The 18317-nt window shown below is 67.8% G+C and carries 20 protein-coding genes and 2 tRNA genes; 14 read left to right on the top strand and 8 right to left on the bottom strand.

Annotation, left to right across the window (positions count from 1 at the left end; translation table 11 throughout):
• The first annotated feature begins 49 nt into the window (after positions 1-49).
• The 3 genes from QNI11_RS07215 (at position 50) to hisB (ending at position 979) form a co-directional block, all read left to right on the top strand.
• Positions 50-124, top strand: a tRNA-Gly gene (locus QNI11_RS07215).
• 62 nt (positions 125-186) lie between these two features.
• Positions 187-261, top strand: a tRNA-Gly gene (locus QNI11_RS07210).
• A gap of 130 nt (positions 262-391) precedes the next feature.
• On the top strand, positions 392-979 hold the full coding sequence (gene hisB, locus QNI11_RS07205; RefSeq protein ID WP_283982896.1) for an imidazoleglycerol-phosphate dehydratase HisB: 588 nt from the start codon (positions 392-394) through the stop codon (positions 977-979).
• Here hisB and QNI11_RS07200 read toward each other — a convergent pair.
• On the bottom strand, positions 976-1596 hold the full coding sequence (locus tag QNI11_RS07200; RefSeq protein ID WP_283982895.1) for a DUF2306 domain-containing protein: 621 nt from the start codon (positions 1594-1596) through the stop codon (positions 976-978). The two genes, hisB and QNI11_RS07200, sit on opposite strands and share 4 nt — an antisense overlap.
• Before the next feature lie 94 nt (positions 1597-1690).
• On the opposite strand from QNI11_RS07200, the gene QNI11_RS07195 reads away from it, so the two are divergent.
• Together QNI11_RS07195 and hisH are read left to right on the top strand one after the other, a co-directional pair.
• On the top strand, positions 1691-2284 hold the full coding sequence (locus tag QNI11_RS07195) for a TetR/AcrR family transcriptional regulator (RefSeq protein ID WP_283982894.1): 594 nt from the start codon (positions 1691-1693) through the stop codon (positions 2282-2284).
• 50 nt (positions 2285-2334) lie between these two features.
• Complete coding sequence (gene hisH / locus QNI11_RS07190; protein WP_283982893.1) at positions 2335-2970, top strand: imidazole glycerol phosphate synthase subunit HisH; 636 nt, start codon at positions 2335-2337, stop codon at positions 2968-2970.
• A gap of 17 nt (positions 2971-2987) precedes the next feature.
• On the opposite strand, the gene QNI11_RS07185 is transcribed toward hisH, so the two are convergent.
• Both QNI11_RS07185 and QNI11_RS07180 read right to left on the bottom strand, forming a co-directional pair.
• On the bottom strand, positions 2988-3377 hold the full coding sequence (locus tag QNI11_RS07185) for a DUF2147 domain-containing protein (RefSeq protein ID WP_254698286.1): 390 nt from the start codon (positions 3375-3377) through the stop codon (positions 2988-2990).
• A gap of 281 nt (positions 3378-3658) precedes the next feature.
• Complete coding sequence (locus tag QNI11_RS07180) at positions 3659-4042, bottom strand: DUF2147 domain-containing protein (RefSeq protein WP_283982892.1); 384 nt, start codon at positions 4040-4042, stop codon at positions 3659-3661.
• 172 nt (positions 4043-4214) lie between these two features.
• Between QNI11_RS07180 and hisA the strand changes: the two genes are divergently transcribed.
• Positions 4215-4937 (top strand): 1-(5-phosphoribosyl)-5-[(5-phosphoribosylamino)methylideneamino]imidazole-4-carboxamide isomerase, encoded by a 723-nt coding sequence (hisA, locus tag QNI11_RS07175; RefSeq protein ID WP_283982891.1) that lies wholly within the window; start codon positions 4215-4217, stop codon positions 4935-4937.
• Between the two features lie 43 nt (positions 4938-4980).
• Here hisA and QNI11_RS07170 read toward each other — a convergent pair whose 3' ends face one another.
• The gene (locus QNI11_RS07170; RefSeq protein ID WP_283982890.1) at positions 4981-5433 is read right to left on the bottom strand and encodes a DUF302 domain-containing protein; all 453 of its coding nucleotides are present in this window, start codon (positions 5431-5433) and stop codon (positions 4981-4983) included.
• Between the two features lie 267 nt (positions 5434-5700).
• On the opposite strand from QNI11_RS07170, the gene QNI11_RS07165 reads away from it, so the two are divergent.
• The 4 genes from QNI11_RS07165 to QNI11_RS07150 all read left to right on the top strand — a co-directional run bounded on the left by QNI11_RS07165 (position 5701) and on the right by QNI11_RS07150 (position 7852).
• Positions 5701-6144 carry a DUF4168 domain-containing protein gene (locus tag QNI11_RS07165; protein ID WP_157814889.1) on the top strand — a complete coding sequence of 148 codons (444 nt, stop codon included), beginning with the start codon at positions 5701-5703 and terminating at the stop codon, positions 6142-6144.
• 192 nt (positions 6145-6336) lie between these two features.
• The gene (gene hisF, locus QNI11_RS07160; protein ID WP_100927188.1) at positions 6337-7095 is read left to right on the top strand and encodes an imidazole glycerol phosphate synthase subunit HisF; all 759 of its coding nucleotides are present in this window, start codon (positions 6337-6339) and stop codon (positions 7093-7095) included.
• Positions 7092-7499: a hypothetical protein gene (locus QNI11_RS07155; protein WP_283982889.1), complete on the top strand. Its 408-nt coding sequence runs from the start codon at positions 7092-7094 to the stop codon at positions 7497-7499. The genes hisF and QNI11_RS07155 overlap by 4 nt, the downstream gene beginning before the upstream one ends.
• A gap of 44 nt (positions 7500-7543) precedes the next feature.
• The gene (locus QNI11_RS07150; RefSeq protein WP_100927190.1) at positions 7544-7852 is read left to right on the top strand and encodes a phosphoribosyl-ATP diphosphatase; all 309 of its coding nucleotides are present in this window, start codon (positions 7544-7546) and stop codon (positions 7850-7852) included.
• Positions 7853-8179: 327 nt separating this feature from the next.
• Here the strand turns inward: QNI11_RS07150 and QNI11_RS07145 are convergent, their stop codons facing one another.
• The 4 genes from QNI11_RS07145 to QNI11_RS07130 form a co-directional block, all read right to left on the bottom strand.
• Entirely contained in the window at positions 8180-8647 is a 468-nt protein-coding gene (locus QNI11_RS07145) for a CoA-binding protein (protein ID WP_283982888.1), read from the bottom strand.
• 200 nt (positions 8648-8847) lie between these two features.
• On the bottom strand, positions 8848-9894 hold the full coding sequence (locus tag QNI11_RS07140; RefSeq protein ID WP_100927191.1) for a DUF2235 domain-containing protein: 1047 nt from the start codon (positions 9892-9894) through the stop codon (positions 8848-8850).
• A 90-nt stretch (positions 9895-9984) separates the two neighbouring features.
• Positions 9985-12279 carry a xanthine dehydrogenase family protein molybdopterin-binding subunit gene (locus QNI11_RS07135; RefSeq protein ID WP_283982887.1) on the bottom strand — a complete coding sequence of 765 codons (2295 nt, stop codon included), beginning with the start codon at positions 12277-12279 and terminating at the stop codon, positions 9985-9987.
• A 74-nt stretch (positions 12280-12353) separates the two neighbouring features.
• Complete coding sequence (locus QNI11_RS07130; RefSeq protein ID WP_283982886.1) at positions 12354-13475, bottom strand: type III PLP-dependent enzyme; 1122 nt, start codon at positions 13473-13475, stop codon at positions 12354-12356.
• Positions 13476-13586: 111 nt separating this feature from the next.
• Here QNI11_RS07130 and QNI11_RS07125 point away from each other — a divergent pair, with 111 nt between their 5' ends.
• The 4 genes from QNI11_RS07125 to QNI11_RS07110 all read left to right on the top strand — a co-directional run bounded on the left by QNI11_RS07125 (position 13587) and on the right by QNI11_RS07110 (position 18311).
• Positions 13587-14024, top strand: coding sequence for an Lrp/AsnC family transcriptional regulator (locus tag QNI11_RS07125; RefSeq protein ID WP_283982885.1), 438 nt, complete (start codon positions 13587-13589; stop codon positions 14022-14024).
• 103 nt (positions 14025-14127) lie between these two features.
• On the top strand, positions 14128-15459 hold the full coding sequence (locus tag QNI11_RS07120; protein WP_283982884.1) for a hypothetical protein: 1332 nt from the start codon (positions 14128-14130) through the stop codon (positions 15457-15459).
• 9 nt (positions 15460-15468) lie between these two features.
• Complete coding sequence (locus QNI11_RS07115; protein ID WP_283982883.1) at positions 15469-16881, top strand: hypothetical protein; 1413 nt, start codon at positions 15469-15471, stop codon at positions 16879-16881.
• Positions 16878-18311, top strand: coding sequence for a CHAT domain-containing protein (locus QNI11_RS07110; RefSeq protein ID WP_283982882.1), 1434 nt, complete (start codon positions 16878-16880; stop codon positions 18309-18311). Before QNI11_RS07115 ends, QNI11_RS07110 begins: the two co-directional genes overlap by 4 nt.
• The last annotated feature ends 6 nt before the right edge of the window (positions 18312-18317 follow it).

The following is an 18317-nucleotide window of genomic DNA, read 5'->3' as shown; positions in this document are numbered from 1 at the left end:
GCTTGCGCCCCTCCCGCGGAAGTCTTAAACGCCCCCTACCATTTGGCACGCGGGCGTAGCTCAGGGGTAGAGCATAACCTTGCCAAGGTTAGGGTCGGGCGTTCGAATCGCCTCGCCCGCTCCAAGTGGCCGGACACCGAAGCAGCGCCGCACGCGCAGGACGGGGTCCAGATGACAGACTGGTTCGCGGGCGTAGCTCAGGGGTAGAGCATAACCTTGCCAAGGTTAGGGTCGGGCGTTCGAATCGCCTCGCCCGCTCCAGTCGTCAATCTTCCACATGCCGGACCAACACCGCAGCGCCACGGCGACACCCGCCGGGCTTTCGGCGCGCGCCCTCTTTCCGCGCCTGCCCCGCCCCCCTATAAGGCGCCGACCAGCAAGAGGACGACCGATGCGCCGCGCCACCGTGACCCGCAAGACCGCCGAGACCAGCATTTCCGTCGAGCTCGACCTCGACGGCACCGGCACCTACGACAACCAGACCGGCGTGGGTTTCTTCGATCACATGCTGGACCAGCTGTCGCGGCACTCGCTGATCGACATGACGATCCGGGCCGAGGGCGACCTGCACATCGACGACCACCACACGGTCGAGGACACGGGCATCGCCATCGGGCAGGCGCTGGTGAAGGCGCTTGGCGACAAGCGCGGCATCCGCCGCTATGGCGCCTGCCTCCTGCCGATGGACGACAGCCTCGTGCGCGCCGCGCTCGACCTCTCTGCCCGGCCCTACCTCGTGTGGAACGTCGACCTGCCCAGTGCCAAGATCGGCACCTTCGACACGGAGCTGGTGCGCGAGTTCTTCCAGGCGCTCAGCACCCACGGCGGCATCACGCTGCACGTCGACAAGTTGCACGGGCTGAACAGCCACCACATCGCGGAGGCTGCCTTCAAGGCCGTCGCTCGGGCCCTGCGCGACGCGGTGGAACCCGATCCGCGCAAGGGCGATGCGATCCCCTCGACCAAGGGTGCGCTCTAGGCCGCCCCTTGGGCCGCGACCGGCAGGCGGCGGGCACGGTCCCGCCGCAACCACCACTCGATCAGCATCAGGTTCGGCACCCAGGACGACCACGCCGTGATGACGTAGATCGTCTCGAACCCCACCAGCGGCGCGAACAGGCCCAGTTGCAGCCGCAGGGTCACCGCGCCAAAGGTCATCGCGGCCGAGCGCAGCATCCAGACCCGATGTTCCGCGATGCGGCCCGCACGCGCCAGCCAGACAGCGCGCGCCGTGCTGCCCAGCCACAACACGGCCAGCAGGCCGAAGCCCCAGGCCGCCACCGGCCCCGCCGAGGTGCCCGGCGCCAGCCACAGCCCGCCCAGCCCCGACAGCAGCACCGCCCCGGCATAGACCCGCCCCGTCCAGCGGTGCAGCGCAGGGCGGCGCGCCCGCAACCGTGGCCAGAACTGGAACGGCATCGCCGCCAGCGCCATCGGCGCCAGCAGGATGTGCGCGTAAAGCGCCACCGCCCGCCCGTCGAGGTGATGCGCCATGAAGGGCATCGCCTGCGCCACTCCGAACACCAGGAACCGCCACGACGCCAGCGCCACCGCCAGCGAAAGGACCGCGATCAGGATCGTCCTTGTCTTCGTCATCTTCTTCGCCTCCGATGAACTTTACACTGTCAAGTTAACCGGACGATAGCCGCGCAAACTTGACACTGTCAAGCGGCAGACATATCCCGGCGCCATGAGCAGCACGGACGACAAGACCCGCCACCATCACGGCAACCTGAAACCCGCGCTGGTGGAGGCCGGGATCGCGCTTCTGGAGGAAGGCGGGCTGGAGGCACTCAGCCTCAGGAAATGCGCCGCGCGCGCCGGTGTCTCCCACGCCGCCCCCGCCCATCACTTCGGCAACGCCGACGGGTTGCGCCGCGCCATCGCCGACGAGGGATTCGCCCGGTTCGAAAAGGCCATGCTGCGCCATGCCGAGGCCGCGCCGCAGACGCCCCGTGACCGCCTGCGCGGCATCGCGCGCGGCTACCTCGCCTTCGCCCGCTCTGAACCTGCGCTCTACGACCTGATCTTCAGCTTCCGCGAGGCCAGCCCCTTCACCGAACAGGAACGCGGCGCCTCGGCCGCCTACCGCGTCCTGCGCGACACCTGCGCGCCGCTCGTGCCGCCGGGCACCAACCCGCTGGTCATCGAGACGCAGGTCTGGGCGCTGGTCCACGGCTTCATTCTGCTGGAGATGACGGGCCGCATCGGCGACGCCCTGCCCGACGACGAGGCGATCCTCGCCCTGCTCGACCACGTCGGCCGCGATCCCCAGCCCTCTTGACGCCTGCGCCGTTTCGCGCGACCTCCGGGGCGGACAGAAAAGGACCGCCCATGCTCACCGCCATCATCGACTACGAAAGCGGCAACCTGCACTCCGCCGAGAAGGCCTTCCAGAAGATGGCGGCCGAAACCGGCGCGGGCTCGGTCGTCGTGACTTCCGATCCGGAAACCGTGGCGGTGGCCGACCACATCGTCCTGCCCGGCGACGGCGCCTTCCCCGCCTGTGCGGCGGCGTTGCGCGCATCGGGGTGTTTCGAGGCCATGGTGGACGTCGTCGAAAACCGCGGCCGCCCGTTCCTCGGGATCTGCGTCGGCATGCAGCTCATGGCGCGCGAGGGGCACGAATACGAGGCGACGCAGGGGCTGGGCTGGATCGACGGCTCGGTCGAGCTCATCAAGCCCGCCGACCCGGCGCTCAAGGTGCCGCACATGGGATGGAACGATCTTGTGATCGACACGCCCCACCCGCTGCTCGACGGGATCGAGACCGGCGAACACGCCTATTTCGTCCATTCCTACCAGATGCGGATGCTGGCCCCCGGCCAGCGCGTGGCGCACGTCGACTACGGCGGCGACGTCACCGCCATCGTGGCCGACGGCACGAAGATCGGGCTGCAGTTCCACCCGGAGAAAAGCGCGGGTGCCGGCCTGCGCATGATCGCCAACTTCCTGACCTGGCGCCCGTAATCACGCCCGAAGGCGCCTCAGTTCACGCGCGTCCAGACCTGACCGTCGCAGACCGGCCCCTTGCAGCCGGTGACCTCAAGCTGGTTGCCGGACAGGCGCGCGCTTGCCCGTGCGGTCACGTCCAGAAGCGGCACCCAGACGGTGCCGTCCTCGTAGTCGCCGCCGCCCGCGGGCTTCAGGTCCCAGAACAGCCGCTTGCCGACGTTGGCGGTCTTCACCTCCTGCCCGGAGGCGTCGAAGGCCTTTGCCACGGTCCCGCACAACGCGTTGCCGCAGCTCGTGACGCTGATGTGGCTGGTCAGGTTCTTGCGGTCGGGTTCGGTGCGCCAGGTTCCCTCCATCGGGTCGGCCAGCGCCGGGGCGGCAAGGACACAGGCCATGGCGGCATACATCGCGGGACGGATCATGGTGAGCTCTCCCTCAGTGATTGTAACGTCTTTCTATGTTGATATGGGGCCCGATGCCGCTGCGTGAAGGCCTGCATTCCGTGCCAGCAAGGACCTGCCGACCCCGGCCCGGCCAACGCACCCGCGCCCCTGTCTGCGATTTCCAGATCGGCCCGCCCGGCAGAACGCCTCCCATGACATCGCCTCCGTCATCCGGAGCCTGCCTGCCGTTCCGCCAGAGCGCAAAGACGACCGGGCGGGACGGCTTCCCGCCCTGCCCGGCCGAGGGTCACGTCACGCGATCACTTCACGCGCGCCCAGGTCTGCTTCTTGCAGATCAGGCCGCCCGCGACGCAGCCCGCAAGCTGCAGGCGGTCGCCCGCGAGGTCCATCTTGCCCATGAAGATGCGGTCCTTCGACGGCTGCCAGACCTGTCCCTGGTACTTGCCGCCGCCCTGCGGGGCCATGTCGATGACCAGCTTGCGGCCGATGTTCGGCGACTTGTATTCGCCCGACGCGTTGAACGTCCGGGTGATCACACCGCACAGCTTTTCGCCGCAGGGTGCCATGGTGACGTGGGCAAATGACCCCTCGTCCGGCTGCGTCTGCCACACCCCCTCGACGGGGTCCGCGTGTGCAGCCGCGGCGAATAGCCCCAATGCGGCAACATATGCCAACAATCTCATTGTCTTGTCCTCCCTCTTGGTCCATTCGACTTGACGCGTATGACGGCTTTCGGACAAGGATGACGTTAGGTTCATCTTCGTTTCGTGGCGTGACGTCATAATAAGCGGGCCCCCAAGGCCCCAGGACAGGCGGGCCCACCGGCCCAAGGGCAAGTTTGAGAAGGGCAGTCCGATGATCCTCTATCCGGCGATCGACCTGAAGGACGGCAAGGCCGTGCGGCTTCTGCGCGGCGACATGGACAAGGCCACCGTCTTCAACGACGACCCGGCCGCACAGGCGCTGGAGTTCGTGGCCAAGGGCTGCGAATGGCTGCACCTCGTCGACCTGAACGGCGCCTTCGCGGGCCAGCCGGTCAACGGCGCCGCGGTCGAGGCGATCCTGTCCCAGACCGGCACCCCCGCCCAGCTGGGCGGCGGCATCCGCGACATGGCGACAATCGAGACATGGCTGTCCAAGGGCCTCGCCCGCGTCATCCTCGGCACCGTGGCCGTGGAAAACCCCGCGCTGGTGCGCGAGGCGGCGGCGGCCTTCCCCGGCCAGATCGCCGTGGGCATCGACGCCCGCGACGGCAAGGTGGCCACCAAGGGCTGGGCCGAGACGACCGACGTGGACGCCACGGACCTCGCCCGCAGCTACGAGGACGAGGGGGTCGCGGCCATCGTCTACACCGATATCAACCGCGACGGCGCCATGCAGGGCCCGAACGTGGAGGCGACAGCCGCCCTTGCCCGCGCCGTGCAGATCCCGGTCATCGCCTCGGGCGGCGTCTCCTCGATCAGGGACCTGCGGGCGCTGCGCGACTGCGGCGCCAACCTGAACGGCGCGATCTCCGGCCGGGCGCTCTACGACGGCGCCATCGACCTGAAGGAAGCGCTGCAGGTCCTGCGCACCTGACCGCCACCGCCTGAACGGCGTGCCGCCCCGGCGCGGCCCGCCGTCACTCTGCCGGCAGGTCGGCGGCCTTCTCCGTCAGCGCCCGCAGCGCGTCGACGATCTCTTCCTGGCCGTCCACACCTTCGTCCACGTTGACGGAATCGAGCATCGGCACGACCTCCTGGTACAGCAGCCAGGTCTCGCCCTCGTCCTTGAAGGCCAGCACCCGCAGCGGCAGCACCAGCCCTGCGCGCATGTTGTCCTTCATCACCGGCGTGCCCAACTTGGGGTTGCCGAAGATCAGCAGCTGCGCATCCGTCAGCTCGACCCCCAGCTCCTGCGCCGCGGCGGCATGGTCGATGCGGGCAAAGATCGTCCCGCCAGCCTCCTCGACCGCCGCCTCCAGCCGGTCCATCGCTTCCGGAACCGTGCCCTTCGCCTTGACCCAGTTCAGGTTCTCGTCGGCCAGTGCGCCCAGTGGCAGAAGGGCCAGCGCCGCGGCGATCAATCGTCTCATGAAGTGTCTCCCTGGTCATCTCCACCCGGTCAACACCCCCTTCGCGCCCCCGGTTCCTCCGCTCGCGGCCTTATGATCGCCGCGCATGATTTCAACCGCAGGCGGTTGCGGCCCGCGGAGCACCGCGCACCCCTTCCCCCCATTTCGGCGAGCGCGCGCCGGTTCTTCCGCCCCCGGTTGCGCCGCGCCGCCATGGCCCTCAGGTTCAGTCCATCGCAGCGCCGGTCCGCCCGGCGCACCCGCAGACCAAACCGATGGAGACCCATGATGACCATCCGCAAATCGATCCTCGGCACCGCAGCCATCCTCGGCATCGCGGCAGCCCCTCTGGCCCCGGCCTTCGCACAAGAGGCAGACACGGCCCCCGCAGAGGCGCCGATGACGCAGGAGGCCCCGGTCGCCGAAACCGCCAGCTTCACCGACGAGCAGCTTGAAAGCTTCGTCACCGCCGCCATGGCCATCGTCGAGATCCGCCAGCAATACACCGCGCAGATCCAGGCCGCCGAAGGCGAAGAGGCGATCACCGATCTCCAGCGCGAGGCGATGACCGAGATGCAGGCCGCGATCACCGAGACCGAGAACCTCGATGTCGAGACCTACAACGAGATCGGCGAGGCCGTGCAGACCGACAAGCAGGTCGGCGAGCGTGTGGCCGCGCTGGTGAAAGAGTTCCGCGCAGCCGACGCGCAGGACACCGAAGGCGAGGGCTGAGGCCACTCCCCCAGGCACAATCGGCCTGACGCCTTTGACGCGCCGCCTCCCCCCGGAGGCGGCGCTTTTCGTTGCCGGTTTCATGTGCCCGAAGCACGCGATCTGGCAGAAAAACCGCGCCCGCGCCCGGCTGTTCACGACGATCTCCGCAGCCCCTTCCCAACATGAAGTTTTCGCGCTAACCCCCGAAGCATGTTGAAGACGCGCATCATTCCCTGCCTCGACGTGGCCGACGGCCGCGTGGTCAAGGGCGTCAACTTCGTCGACCTCGTCGACGCAGGCGACCCGGTGGAAAGCGCCCGTGCCTATGACGCTGCCGGCGCGGACGAGATCTGCTTCCTCGACATTCATGCAACCCATGAGAACCGGGGCACCATGTTCGACGTCGTGACACGCACGGCCGAACAGTGCTTCATCCCCCTCACCGTCGGCGGCGGCGTCCGCACCGTTGGTGACGTCCGCGCCCTCCTGCTCGCGGGCGCGGACAAGGTGAGCTTCAACTCCGCCGCCGTCGCCAATCCCGACGTCGTGGCGGAGGCCGCCGACCAGTTCGGCAGCCAGTGCATCGTCTGCGCGATCGACGCCAAGACCGTATCCCCCGGCAAGTGGGAGCTGTTTACCCACGGCGGCCGCAAACCCACCGGCATCGACGCCGTGGAATTCGCCACCATGATCGCCGCGAAAGGCGCCGGGGAAATCCTGCTGACCTCCATGGACCGCGACGGCACGAAGGCGGGCTTCAACCTGCCGATGACCCGCGCCATCGCCGACGCCGTGGACATCCCGGTGATCGCCTCCGGCGGTGTCGGCACGCTCGACCACCTCGTCGAGGGCGTGACCGAAGGCCACGCTTCCGCCGTGCTCGCCGCGTCGATCTTCCACTTCGGCACCTTCACGATCCAGGAGGCCAAGGCCCACATGGCCGCCGCCGGGATCCCCGTACGCCTATGATCTCCGACGGCTCGGACGTCACGCTCCGCGAGGGCGAGACAGAGCACACCGCCTGCAACTGCTGCGGAAAGCCAACCACCGTGGTCAACGGCTACCTCGAGGTCGGCGAACGCTCCGTCGGCTGGTACTCCGTCGGCGTGACGCTCGACGCGCCCAACCACCGCCCGCTCTGCCGGCTCTACATCGGCGACTGGTCGCAATCCGCAGGCCCCCGCGAACGCTGGGGGGTGCGCATCGGCATCACCGGCGACGGGCCGCTCCTGCTCGACTGGTCCCCCGCCGAAGATGCGGAGGCCCGCCCGGTCTTCACCCCGCTGAACCGCTCCCAGATCGAAGGCACCCCGATGGAGCCGCAGTTCTGGACGCTGATCGACCTGATCCTGAAGCACGACAGCCGCCTCTGACGGCGACCTCTCTTTCGCACCGAACGCCTCCGGAAGGACCTCGCATGACCCTGGAAGAGCTCGAAACCATCATCGCCACCCGCGCCAAGGCGTCCCCGGACGAATCCTGGACCGCCAAGCTGCTGGCCAAGGGCCCGGAGAAATGCGCCGAGAAGTTCGGCGAGGAAGCCGTCGAGGCGATCATCGAAGCGGTGAAGAACGACCCCGAAAAGCTCGCGTCAGAGGCCGCCGATGTGCTCTTCCACCTGCTCGTCATGTTGCACGCCCGTGGCGTCACCGTGGCACAAGTGATGGAGGTGCTGGCCGCCCGCCAGACCCAATCGGGTCTCGCGGAAAAGGCGTCTCGCGGCTGACCTCGCCTTCCGACCCTCGTGGGCATGCGGCTTTCGGGTCGCGTCGTCCGCCCTGCGACACAGCCGCGCGTTAACCACGTTTTCCGCCCCTCCCGGCCAAAAGGTTACCAACCGGCCGGTTCGAGGGGTCGAAACGGCCGGTTCACCCCTTACAGGGTGTCAACCTCGGTTAAGAACCGGCAAACGCGGGTCTGGTCAGGGCGAATCCGCCACCACATCTGGCCAACGGCCGCACCGGAAACCACCACGCGCGCGGTCAGAACGGGGTGTTGACGGGACGGTGGGCGGGGCGCCTTTGCGCCTGCGCAAACAGCGCCGGCCCCGTACTCAAAGCTTCGAGGAAATGATCCCGGTGTTGAAACCGCCCATGCGCAACTCCCCGAAAAGGCGCTGGTATTCGATCTTGGGGCAGCGGTTCATCACCACGTCCACACCCTTGGCCTGCGCCATTTCCGCGGCCTCCGGGCTTTCCACGCCGATCTGCATCCACACCGTCTTCAGCGCCGGGAACACGTCCAGCGCCTCCTCGACGATCGGCGGCACATGCTCCGACCGGCGGAAGACATCGACCATGTCGACCTCTTCCGGACACTCCGAAAGAGCGCCCCTAACCTCCTGACCGAACAGCTTTTTCCCGGCGTGCCCGGGATTGACCGGGATCACCTTGTAGCCCTTCAGCGAAAGGTAGCGCGCCACGTAGTAGCTGGGCCGGACCGGGTTCATCGACACGCCGACCACCGCCACCGTCCTGGTGCGGGTCAGCACATCCTTCAGGAATGAGTCGTCATATTTCATGACAGCCACCGTACGCAGCCTTCAGGCAAAGAAAAAGCGCCCGGGATAATTTCCCGGGCGCAAGTCACGGAACGAGGGACAGTGAAGGTCTCGCGGGAGTTCCGGTCCCGCGATCCTGACAAAGAGATAGGCGCAAAAGACACAGGTTAAAGGGCAGTAAATAAAATGTGAGCCTTTTCGCTTGACCTCGGCGAAAAACCTTACTCCGCGGGCGCGCCCGCGGGAAATGGCACATCGATGCTTTCGTGCAACCGCTCCGACGGGTCCCGCCCCAGCACCCGGCGTCGCCGGTTCAGGAACAGCTTGCCAAAGCCCTGCCACGTCCCGACCGAGGGCGCATCCACGTCGCAGGGGAACCTGTCCCGCCAGCCCGGCGGCAGCGCCACGGCGCAGCCCTCCAGCCGCTCCAGCATCCAGACCAGCGGGATGTTCGCCAGGGGCCGCGCCGCCGTGAAACTGCCGATCTGGCCGCCCACGTCGCCATGGGTGCCGCGGAACCAGACCTGCTCCATCACGCCGCGCCAGTCCGGAGGGCGTTCCCACATCACCGGGCTGAACGTCTCCCGCGTCTCGTCCAGCGCCAGCGCGTGGAACCCGTGCCGCACCGAATTGCCCAGCGCGTGGTTGTGAAAGGCGTGGGTCGCATCCGTCATCCGCCACAGAAGCGGCAGTTGCAGGCCCAGCGCCTTCACCGTGTCCCAGACGCCGACCATCTCCACCAGCGTCACGTCATGGCAGTAGAGGCGCGCAAAATCCTCCGCCGTGTCGCTGTCGGGCGCGTACTGATAGAGCCTGTAGGCTTGGGTGATGTTCCGCTCCGTCGCAAAGTCCGGCCTCAGCAGGCCGACCCGGTCGATGATCCCCGCCAGCGACCGCGCGGCATAGGCCCCGCGCGAAAACCCCAGCAGGAAGATGCGGTCGCCCACCCGGTAGCGCGATGCGAGGTAGCCATAGGCGCGGCGGATCTGCCGGTTGATGCCCCGGCCCGAGACCACGTCCCAGGTCGACATCCAGGCCTCCCACTGGATACCCGCCTCGTAGTACAGAGAGGTCCGCCCGACCTCCTTCAAAAGCTTGTAGGTCAGGCCCGCATTGCTCTCCATCCCCGGCTCGAGGGTGGAGGCCGTGCCGTCGAGGATGATGATGTGATCGCGCGGCCCCCGCCGCGGTTCATAGGGCGTGTGGCCGGTGGCAAACCGCTTGCGGACCCAGCCCAGAACGGTGTTGGCGATCTGCGTGCCGATCATGTCCGGCCTCCCTCGCCAGGATGCATGGGGACGGTCCGGACACAGGGCGCCGGGGCAGAGGCTGAACGCCCGCCCCGTCTGCCCGTTCCGTCACTCAGCCGCGATCCGGTCATTCTCCAGCATCGCCCAGACGCGCATCGGCGTGAAAGGCATGTCCACTTGTCTGATTCCGCGTTCCCACACCGCATCCTGCACCGCGTTCGACACGGCCGCCAGCGCGCCAACGGTCCCCGCCTCGCCGCAGCCCTTCATCCCCATCGGGTTGGCCGTCGAGGGCACCGGCTCCGTCTCGAACCCGATCATGGGTATGAGATCGGCACGCGGCATCGCGTAGTCCATGAACGTTGCCGTGAGCAGCTGCCCGTTTTCGTCGTAGACCACGTGTTCGGTCAGCGCCTGACCCAGCCCCTGCGCCACCCCGCCATGCACCTGCCCCTCGGCCAGCATCGGGTTGATCAGGTTGCCAAAATCGTCGACCACCGTGTAGCGGTCGCAGACGACAAGGCCCGTCTCCGGGTCGATCTCCACCTCTGCGACGTGGCAGCCGTTGGGATAGGACCGGCCCGGCAGCTTCGCCGTGGTCTGCCAGACCAGCAGGTCCTCGCGGCCCGCATCCCGCGCCATCTGCGCCACCTCCAGCATCGTGGGCGTCAGGTTCGACCCGTCGGCGCGGAAGCGTTCGTCGTCGAAGGTCACATCCTCCGCCGCGACGCCCATTTCGCCTGCAAGGAAGGCCGAGAACCCCTCGACCATCTGCGCCACGGCCTGCAGCGTCACGTTGGTCTGCGTCGTGACGGACCGCGATCCGCCAGTGCCGCCGCCCGACGCGATCCGGTCGCTATCGCCTTGGATCACCTCGATCTTTTCCGCCGGGATGCCGGTCTGGTCGGCAAGGAACTGGCGGAACACCGTCTCGTGCCCCTGCCCGTTCGACTGGGTCCCGACGTAGATCAGCGCACCGTCACCGACAAATTCCACTTTCACATCCTCATGCGGCTGCCCGAGGATAGACTCGATGTAATAACAAACCCCCAACCCGCGCAGCTTCCCCTCCGCGGCGCTGGCCTTGCGCCGGGCGGCAAAGCCAGCGACGTCCGCCGAAGCTTCGGCATGGCCAAGCACGCGGGCGAATTCACCCACGTCGTACATTTCCCCGGCCACGGTGGTGTAGGGAAACTGGTCCGGCCTAATGAAGTTGATCCGGCGCAACTCCATGGGATCGACGCCCAGCTCGCGTGCGGCACGGTCCATCACACGCTCCAGCACGTAGATCGCCTCCGGCCGGCCCGCGCCGCGATAGGCGTCCACCTGCGTGGTGTTGGTGTAGAAGCCCTCTGCCCGCTGATAGACCGTCTGCATGTCGTAAACGCCCGTCAGGACACGGGAATACAGGAACGACTGGATCATCTGGCCGAACTGGGAATTGTAGGCGCCAAGGTTCGACCGGGTGTGGGAGCGGTAGGCGACGATGCGGTTGTCCCCGTCGAAGGCCAGCTCTGCCAGCGTCACGAGGTCCCGGCCCGCATTGTCGGAGAGCATCGCCTCCGTCCGGTCGGACATCCAGTGCACCGGACGGCCCAGCACCTTCGCGGCATGGGGCAGCACGAAGTACTCGGGGTAGGCCATGCCCTTCATGCCGAAGCCGCCACCGACGTCGGGGTTGGTGGTGCGGACCTTCTCGGCTTCGACCTTGTAGGCGCGCGCCAGTTCCTTCTTCATCCCCCAGACGCCCTGCCCGCCAAAGGCCAGGTGCATGCGGTCGCCGTCCCACTCGGCAAAGGCGCCGCGCGGCTCCATGGAGTTGACAATGATCCGGTTGTCCCCGACCTCGAGCGACACGACCTTGGCCGCTGTCTCGAAGGCCGCGTTGGTGGCCGCCTCGTCGCCCAGACCGTAGTCATAGGCCCGGTTGTCCGGCGCCTCCGGATGCAGGGCCTCTCCCCCTGCGCCGATCTCCATGTGGGCGGGCAGTTCGTCGTAGTCGATCTCCACCAGCTCGGCGGCGTCCTTCGCCTGCTCCAGCGTGTCGGCGACGATCATCGCCACCGCCTCACCGACGAAGCGCAGCCGGTCTTTGGCCATGAGCGGACGCTTGGGCGCGGCGCCCTGCGTGCCGTCGCGGTTGGGTGCGCAGGTGTAGGTCATCTGCGCGTCGAGACCGGCCTCTTCCAGGTCAGCTTGGGTAATAACGGCATGGACGCCCGGCGCCTCCAGCGCGGCAGAGACGTCGATCCCCTTCAGCACAGCATGCGCCACGGGAGAGCGCAGGAAATAGGCCCTGAGCGCACCCTCCGGCACGATGTCGTCGACGTAGCGCCCCTGGCCTGTCAGGAACCGCGTGTCCTCGACCCGTTTGACCGGCTGGCTCTTGCCGAACTTCTCCATGGACACACTCCCTCACGCTTCCGGATTTGCCCCGGACCTTAGCCTTTACGGGCCAAGTGTCCAGAGCAGCCCGGTCAGCGCAGGAGCGTGACGATTTTCCGTGCACCGTAACCGTTGAAACGGGTCACGAGGGCGGTGGAATAGGCACCGCAGGCATGGAACAGCAGGTAGTCGCCTTCCGCCAGATCCTCGGGCAGCGCCACTTGGTCGGACAGCCGGTCGAGGCTGTCGCAGGTCGGCCCGAAGACGGTGTTGGCCACGGTTTCGCCCTGACGCCGCTTGCCGTCCTGCGAATAGGCCGTCAGCCGCTGTGACGGCGAAAGGTCGCGCCACTCCGACAGGCCGCCGTAGATGCCGTCGTTCAGGAAGACCGCACCGTCGCAGACCGCCTTGACCTGCAGGGCCAGTTCGAACGCTTCGGCCACCATGGCGCGGCCCGGCTCGCAGACCAGAGCGGGGACCTTCTCGCCGAAGGACGCGCGCACGGCGTCGCGGATCGCGTCGAAGATCACCTCCAGGTCCGGCTCCGGGTCGTTGCGGTGCGCGGGGAAGCCGCCGCCGACGTTCAGCCGGTGCAGGGTCACGCCCGCCTCTACCGCGATCTCGGCCGAGGCCGCGATATAGGCCACCCAGGCCTGCGCGTCGCGGCACTGGGTGCCGGGGTGGAAGGTCATCGAGGGCACGCCGCCCTTCGCCTTCACCGCCCGCAGGAGCGCCACGGCCTTCTCCGGCGCCGCGCCGAACTTCGTCCCGAAGTCATAGACGGCACCGGCCACCGGCAGCTTCAGCCGCACGGCGATCTCCGCGCCCTCGATGTCGCCCAGCTTGTCCAGTTCGCTCATCCGGTCCACCGACCACGACACGACGCCGAAGTCGCGCGCCGCCGCAACTTCGGCGCGGGAGCGGACGGGGTTGTGGTAGTGCAGCCGTGCCGTGGGATCCACGTCGCGCACCAGCGCCATCTCCTCGGGCGAGGCGACGTCGAAGGCTTGCAGCCCGGCGCGGGACAGCGCCTCGATCACCACCGGGTCGGGGTTCGCCTTGACGGCATAGGTCACTTCTCCGGGGAAACCGTCGATGAAACGGCGCGCCATGCGGGTCAGCCGTTCCGGATCGTAGAAAAAGACCGGCTCGTCCGGCAATTCCCGGGCCAGCCATTTCGCCGGGTCACTGTAGAAGGTGTCCTGTACAACCATGTGTTCATGTCTCCTGCTCGCGTTCCCCGAAAATGCCCCGGCGTCCCTGCGATTCATATCGGCAGGACGGACAGAATGTGCCATTCTCTTCGTCAGATTGACGAGGATGACATGCAGATCGACGAAACAGACCGCAAACTGATCGCCGCGCTGGCCGAGAATGCCCGCGCCCCGGTGGCGGAACTGGCCCGCCGGCTGGATCTGGCCCGGACCACCGTGCAGGCGCGCATCGACCGGCTGGTCGCCAGCGGCGCCATTGCCGGCTTCACCCTGCGGCGCGGTCCCGGCCTGCGGCCGCCGCTGCGCGCCACGGTTCTGATCTCGCTGGAACCGAACGAAGCCGCCGCCGTGCTGTCGCGCCTGAAGGCCATGCCGGAGGTCGAGACGGTGCACACCACCTCCGGCCGTTTCGACTTCCTCGTCAGCCTGACCGCCGCCACGACGGAGGCGCTGGACATCAGCCTCGACAAGATCGTTGAGGCCAAGGGCGTCCGCAGCTCCGAAAGCCTGATCCACCTCTCGACAAAGATCGACCGCGTCGGCCGCTGAAGGCGCAAGGACCTTGCCGGGAATGCGCGCCCAGATTGACAGATGTGCGCCAGCGTTTACCATGACGGTGTATTTTTATTTACGAATATTCAGGAGCGCGCGTATGCCCGGTTCCCCAGATGCCCCCGTTTTCACCCACACCGGCTTTCTCGGGCAGACGGTTCCCTTCCACGCCATCACTTACGACAAGGCCGGGGTCTGCACCTCTCCGGCGACGCGCGACGCGGTCCTGCGCCTGATCCGCGACGGCGGCTACACCGACACGATCCTGTTCAGCCACGGCTGGAACAACGACTGGGACGATGCCATGCGCCTCTACCGCGCCTTCATGGAAGGTGTCTGCGCCATGGCCGACCAGCGGGGCGACATCCTGCCCGGCGGCATCAGCCCCCTGTTCCTCGGCGTGTCCTGGCCCAGCGCGGCGTTGCTCTGGCCGTGGGAAGAGACGCCCGACCTTGCCGCCGGAACACCCGAACCGGGCGAGGAAAGCGCCGATGCGGAGCTCTTGCGCGAGGACATGGACCCGGAGGAAGCAGAGGCCCTGACCGCTTTCCTGACCGGGAAGGAGACCCTCTCCGGTCCCGAGCTTGCGCGGCTGTCGGAACTGCTCGCCCCGCAGTTCGCCCATCCCGACGAGGACGAGACGGAGACCGCGGCACAGTTCACCGCGCGCGACCTCGAACACACCTTCCGGTCCGCCGGTATCCTGGCCGAGGGTCCGGAGGACGAAGGCGGCGGCTTCGACAGCGGCGGCACAATCGACGACACGCCCACCCATGACCCGCAGGCTGCCGGCGGCCCGCTCTCCGGCGTCTTCGGCCTGCGCAAGGCGCTGAGGATGGCCACAGTCCTGAAGATGAAGGACCGCGGCGGGATCGTGGGCGCCAATGGCGTGGCGACGCTGTTGCAACGCCTCTTGGGCGAGACCGGCACCCGCCTTCACCTGGTCGGCCATTCTTACGGCGCGAAGGTGACGATGACCGCGCTCAGCCGGGTGCAGGCGCCACGCGCGGTGGAATCCGTGCTGCTTCTCCAGCCGGCGGTGAACCACCTCGCCTTCTCTCCAGACGTGGAGGGGCGGCCCGGCGGGTTCCGCAAGGTGCTGGAACGGTGCCGCAAACCGGTGCTGACGACCCGGTCAAAGAACGATATCCCGCTCCGGCATGTCTTCCACCTGGCCGTGCGCCGGCGCAGTGACCTGGGCGAGATGCAGTTCGCCTCCGGCGTCAGCCAGTTCGCGGCGATGGGCGGCTACGGTCCGCACGAACTTGCGCCGGGCGAGCTGCTGGAAATCACCCTGCCCGACCGTGGCATCACCTATCCCGACCTCTCTGGCCACGCGGTGATCGACCTGAACGGCGACGGGCGCATCACCGGGCATTCCGACGTCACCAACCCCTACACCTTCTGGGCGATGCTCCAGAACCTGCGCTGAAAGGATCCCATGGCCACCCTCGTCCGCTCCTCCGAACATCTGCTCGCGGTCCGCTGCACGGTCGAGATGTCGCGGAGCGGGGCGCTGCTGGCTGCCGAACCCTTCCGCGGCGAGGAGGCGCTGGCTGAACCGCTACGTGTGCCGCTGACCGACCTCGGGTTTCCGGCCACGGCTCGGGAAAGGCAGAACGGTTTCAGACCGAAGGTGCCCGATGCGCTGAAAGCGATGTTCGAATGGCTGGGCGATCAGGCCGACGGGCCGGAGGCGCTCTGGATTCAACTCGCCTACGGCGCGGAGACGCTTGGCGTCTACCCCTGGGAAGAGGTGTTTTCCGACACCTGCGGACGGGCGATCCTGCGGGTGCCGAACTTCGTCCGTCCGGGTTACACACCGGCTTCAGACCGGCCCATCGCGATCTGCGGTGCCACGCCCCGGGCCAAGGGGATCGAGGATTGGGGCGACGCGCTTCTGGACCTGCTGGACAGCCTGCCGGTGTTCGAGAACCGCGACATCGTGCTGTTCCATGGCGACGACATGGTGCCCTACCCGGTGCGCGACCTTGACCGTCTGGGCGAATCCTACCCGCATTTCCGCTTTCTCCGCGCGGCCCTTCCCGATGCGGCGGATGCACCGGCGCGCGCCCGGACCATCCCCCAGTCCGGCGAGGTGAGCAATCCGTGGCTGACATGGATGGCCGACGCGCTTGGCCCCGAAGGCGCGCATGCCGTCCATTTCCTCTGCCCCGGCTACGCCAGCAACCCGCATGGCGCGCTGGCGCTGCCGGAAAGCCCGCTGTTCGACCGCGACGCGCAATGGTCCCGCTTTGTCGGCGCGCAGGAATTGGCACGGTTCTGCGACAGCATCGGCGCGCAGCTTGTCACCCTGACCGCCCTTGGCGGCCCGCAATGGTCCACCGGCCTGAGGCTTCTGCTGAACGAGATGTCGTGGCGGCGTCCCGGCCCCGTCCTGCTGAACCTCCGCCATCGCGACCACCAGCTTGCCGCCGCCCTCCACGCCCTGGCCGGAGAGCCGTTCTACCCGGACCCGGCGCCGGGGCTCGTGTTCTCCGTCCATCCAAAGGCCATTTCCGCCGCCGAACCCGTCGCCTCCTTCCAGACAATCACCCGGGGCGTGCGCACCGCCACCTTAAGGCCCTCCGCGCAGCCCTCCGGAAACACCCGTGGCACCGGACTTCCAGCGCCATTCGGGATGCCCGAAGACCTCTCCACGGCCTCGCCCGAGACGCAAACCTCAGACAGCGCCTTGGCGCTCCCCGCCGATCTTCAGCGCACGCTCGACCAGATCGGCAGCGCACGGCCCAAGTCCCGCACGCAGGAGGCGCGCGATCAGGGGGCCCTCCGCGCGCTGGAGTTCGTCTCGAAACTGACCGGCGGCGACTTTGGCGGGGGGACGGGCCGATGAGCGTCACCCGTATCCGGTTCGACCGCGCCATCGGCCATGACATGACCGAATACACCCAGTTCCACATTGAGGCGCCGGGCGTCGCCCTGCGCGACGCCCCCCGCCCGCCGCTGCAGATCGCGGCGCACAAGGCGGTATTCGACGCCTTCGACGCCGCCGGACCCGACGACGACGTGGTGCGCGCGGCGGGCGATGCGCTCTGGACCTGCCTGTCCGTCCACCGCAACACCGAAGAGGCGTTCCGCCCGATCCTGAACAACGGCGCCACGGACGGGGCGCTGCGGCTGACCTTCTCCGACCTCGCGGGCGATGCCAAGGCCCTGCCTTGGGAGGCGCTGCGCGAGACGCAGGCCGGTTTCCTCTGCTTCGATCGCCGCATCCCGATCCTGCGCGAGGTCGAGACGGAAACCACCCCCGACCTGCAGATCGCCCACACCGACACTCTGCGCTTCCTCGCCGTGATCGGTGCGCGCGGTGACGACGGTCAGGGAGAATGGGCCAGACTTCACAAGGCGCTTCGGTCGCTCGACGGCACGGTGAAGATACGGGCGCTGATCCTCGCCTCGCGGCAGGACCTCGAGGACGAGATCAACGCCATCGGCGACCCGCAGATCCGGGCCGAGACCATACCGCATGGCGCCGACGCCCTCGTGGCGCGGATCGAGCGGTTCGGTCCGCATGTCGCCCACCTGTTCTGCCACGGCTATGCCGGTGCCCAATCCGTGCTGGAGATCGAGGACGGCTCGGTCAACTACGGCGGCACGCAACCCACGTGGCTGATGCGGGGCGACCTCCTGCGCGCGCTTTCGGCCAAGGCATGGCTCGTGGTCCTGAACGCCTGTTCGCTGGCCGATGTGGCCGATGCGGAGGACGGCGGGCTGGGCACGCCCGAAACCGCCAGCCTGTGCGAGGATCTGGTGCAATCGGGTATCCCGGTGGTGGTGGGGATGCGCGGGCCGATGCTTGCGGAATACGCCCATGCCTTCGGCGGCGCCTTCCATGAACGGGCGCTGAAGGCGCTGGGTCACTCCATTGCGCAGGGCGGCGGAGAACTGGACCTTGGCGCCTGTTTCTCCGAAGCGTGCTGCGCCATCCTTGCCAATCCTCCGCTGCCGCCGATGCTGGCGGCCGCCCGCATCCGCGACTGGACCTTTCCGGTCATGACACTCCGCAGCGGCCCGCTGAGGATCAGGGTCATCGGCGGCGGCGCGGCCCCCGCAGGCGCCGCACCCGACGACGACGAAGCCACTCTTCTCGCCCGCGAGGAAGCCATCGGCGAACGCGAGGTTCTGGCCGACATGCTCGACACACGCGGCGACATGCTGCCGGACGATGCCGTGCGCGAGATCCGGGCGCGCATCGCAGAGCTGGAAGCGCAACTGAGTGCCCGTGCCCGCCCGGCCGAGGACACGGCCCTCGACGAGGCCTGAGCCGCC

The organism is Sagittula sp. MA-2, assembly GCF_030126985.1.
Lineage (GTDB): Bacteria > Pseudomonadota > Alphaproteobacteria > Rhodobacterales > Rhodobacteraceae > Sagittula.
Note: the sequence above shows the minus strand (reverse complement) of the source record. Positions and strands in the feature narration are given on the sequence as shown.

What these genes read in the sequence shown, in the direction of transcription:
- QNI11_RS07150 (WP_100927190.1), top strand. Translation starts at nt 7,544, where the DNA reads ATGACCCTGGAAGAGCTCGAAACCATCATCGCCACCCGCGCCAAGGCG.
- QNI11_RS07195 (WP_283982894.1), top strand. Translation starts at nt 1,691, where the DNA reads ATGAGCAGCACGGACGACAAGACCCGCCACCATCACGGCAACCTGAAA.
- QNI11_RS07110 (WP_283982882.1), top strand. Translation starts at nt 16,878, where the DNA reads ATGAGCGTCACCCGTATCCGGTTCGACCGCGCCATCGGCCATGACATG.
- QNI11_RS07130 (WP_283982886.1), bottom strand. Translation starts at nt 13,475, where the DNA reads ATGGTTGTACAGGACACCTTCTACAGTGACCCGGCGAAATGGCTGGCC.
- QNI11_RS07145 (WP_283982888.1), bottom strand. Translation starts at nt 8,647, where the DNA reads ATGAAATATGACGACTCATTCCTGAAGGATGTGCTGACCCGCACCAGG.
- QNI11_RS07120 (WP_283982884.1), top strand. Translation starts at nt 14,128, where the DNA reads ATGCCCGGTTCCCCAGATGCCCCCGTTTTCACCCACACCGGCTTTCTC.
- hisB (WP_283982896.1), top strand. Translation starts at nt 392, where the DNA reads ATGCGCCGCGCCACCGTGACCCGCAAGACCGCCGAGACCAGCATTTCC.
- hisF (WP_100927188.1), top strand. Translation starts at nt 6,337, where the DNA reads ATGTTGAAGACGCGCATCATTCCCTGCCTCGACGTGGCCGACGGCCGC.
- QNI11_RS07200 (WP_283982895.1), bottom strand. Translation starts at nt 1,596, where the DNA reads ATGACGAAGACAAGGACGATCCTGATCGCGGTCCTTTCGCTGGCGGTG.
- QNI11_RS07135 (WP_283982887.1), bottom strand. Translation starts at nt 12,279, where the DNA reads ATGGAGAAGTTCGGCAAGAGCCAGCCGGTCAAACGGGTCGAGGACACG.
- hisH (WP_283982893.1), top strand. Translation starts at nt 2,335, where the DNA reads ATGCTCACCGCCATCATCGACTACGAAAGCGGCAACCTGCACTCCGCC.
- QNI11_RS07115 (WP_283982883.1), top strand. Translation starts at nt 15,469, where the DNA reads ATGGCCACCCTCGTCCGCTCCTCCGAACATCTGCTCGCGGTCCGCTGC.
- QNI11_RS07140 (WP_100927191.1), bottom strand. Translation starts at nt 9,894, where the DNA reads ATGATCGGCACGCAGATCGCCAACACCGTTCTGGGCTGGGTCCGCAAG.
- QNI11_RS07165 (WP_157814889.1), top strand. Translation starts at nt 5,701, where the DNA reads ATGACCATCCGCAAATCGATCCTCGGCACCGCAGCCATCCTCGGCATC.
- QNI11_RS07180 (WP_283982892.1), bottom strand. Translation starts at nt 4,042, where the DNA reads ATGAGATTGTTGGCATATGTTGCCGCATTGGGGCTATTCGCCGCGGCT.
- QNI11_RS07155 (WP_283982889.1), top strand. Translation starts at nt 7,092, where the DNA reads ATGATCTCCGACGGCTCGGACGTCACGCTCCGCGAGGGCGAGACAGAG.
- QNI11_RS07170 (WP_283982890.1), bottom strand. Translation starts at nt 5,433, where the DNA reads ATGAGACGATTGATCGCCGCGGCGCTGGCCCTTCTGCCACTGGGCGCA.
- QNI11_RS07125 (WP_283982885.1), top strand. Translation starts at nt 13,587, where the DNA reads ATGCAGATCGACGAAACAGACCGCAAACTGATCGCCGCGCTGGCCGAG.
- hisA (WP_283982891.1), top strand. Translation starts at nt 4,215, where the DNA reads ATGATCCTCTATCCGGCGATCGACCTGAAGGACGGCAAGGCCGTGCGG.
- QNI11_RS07185 (WP_254698286.1), bottom strand. Translation starts at nt 3,377, where the DNA reads ATGATCCGTCCCGCGATGTATGCCGCCATGGCCTGTGTCCTTGCCGCC.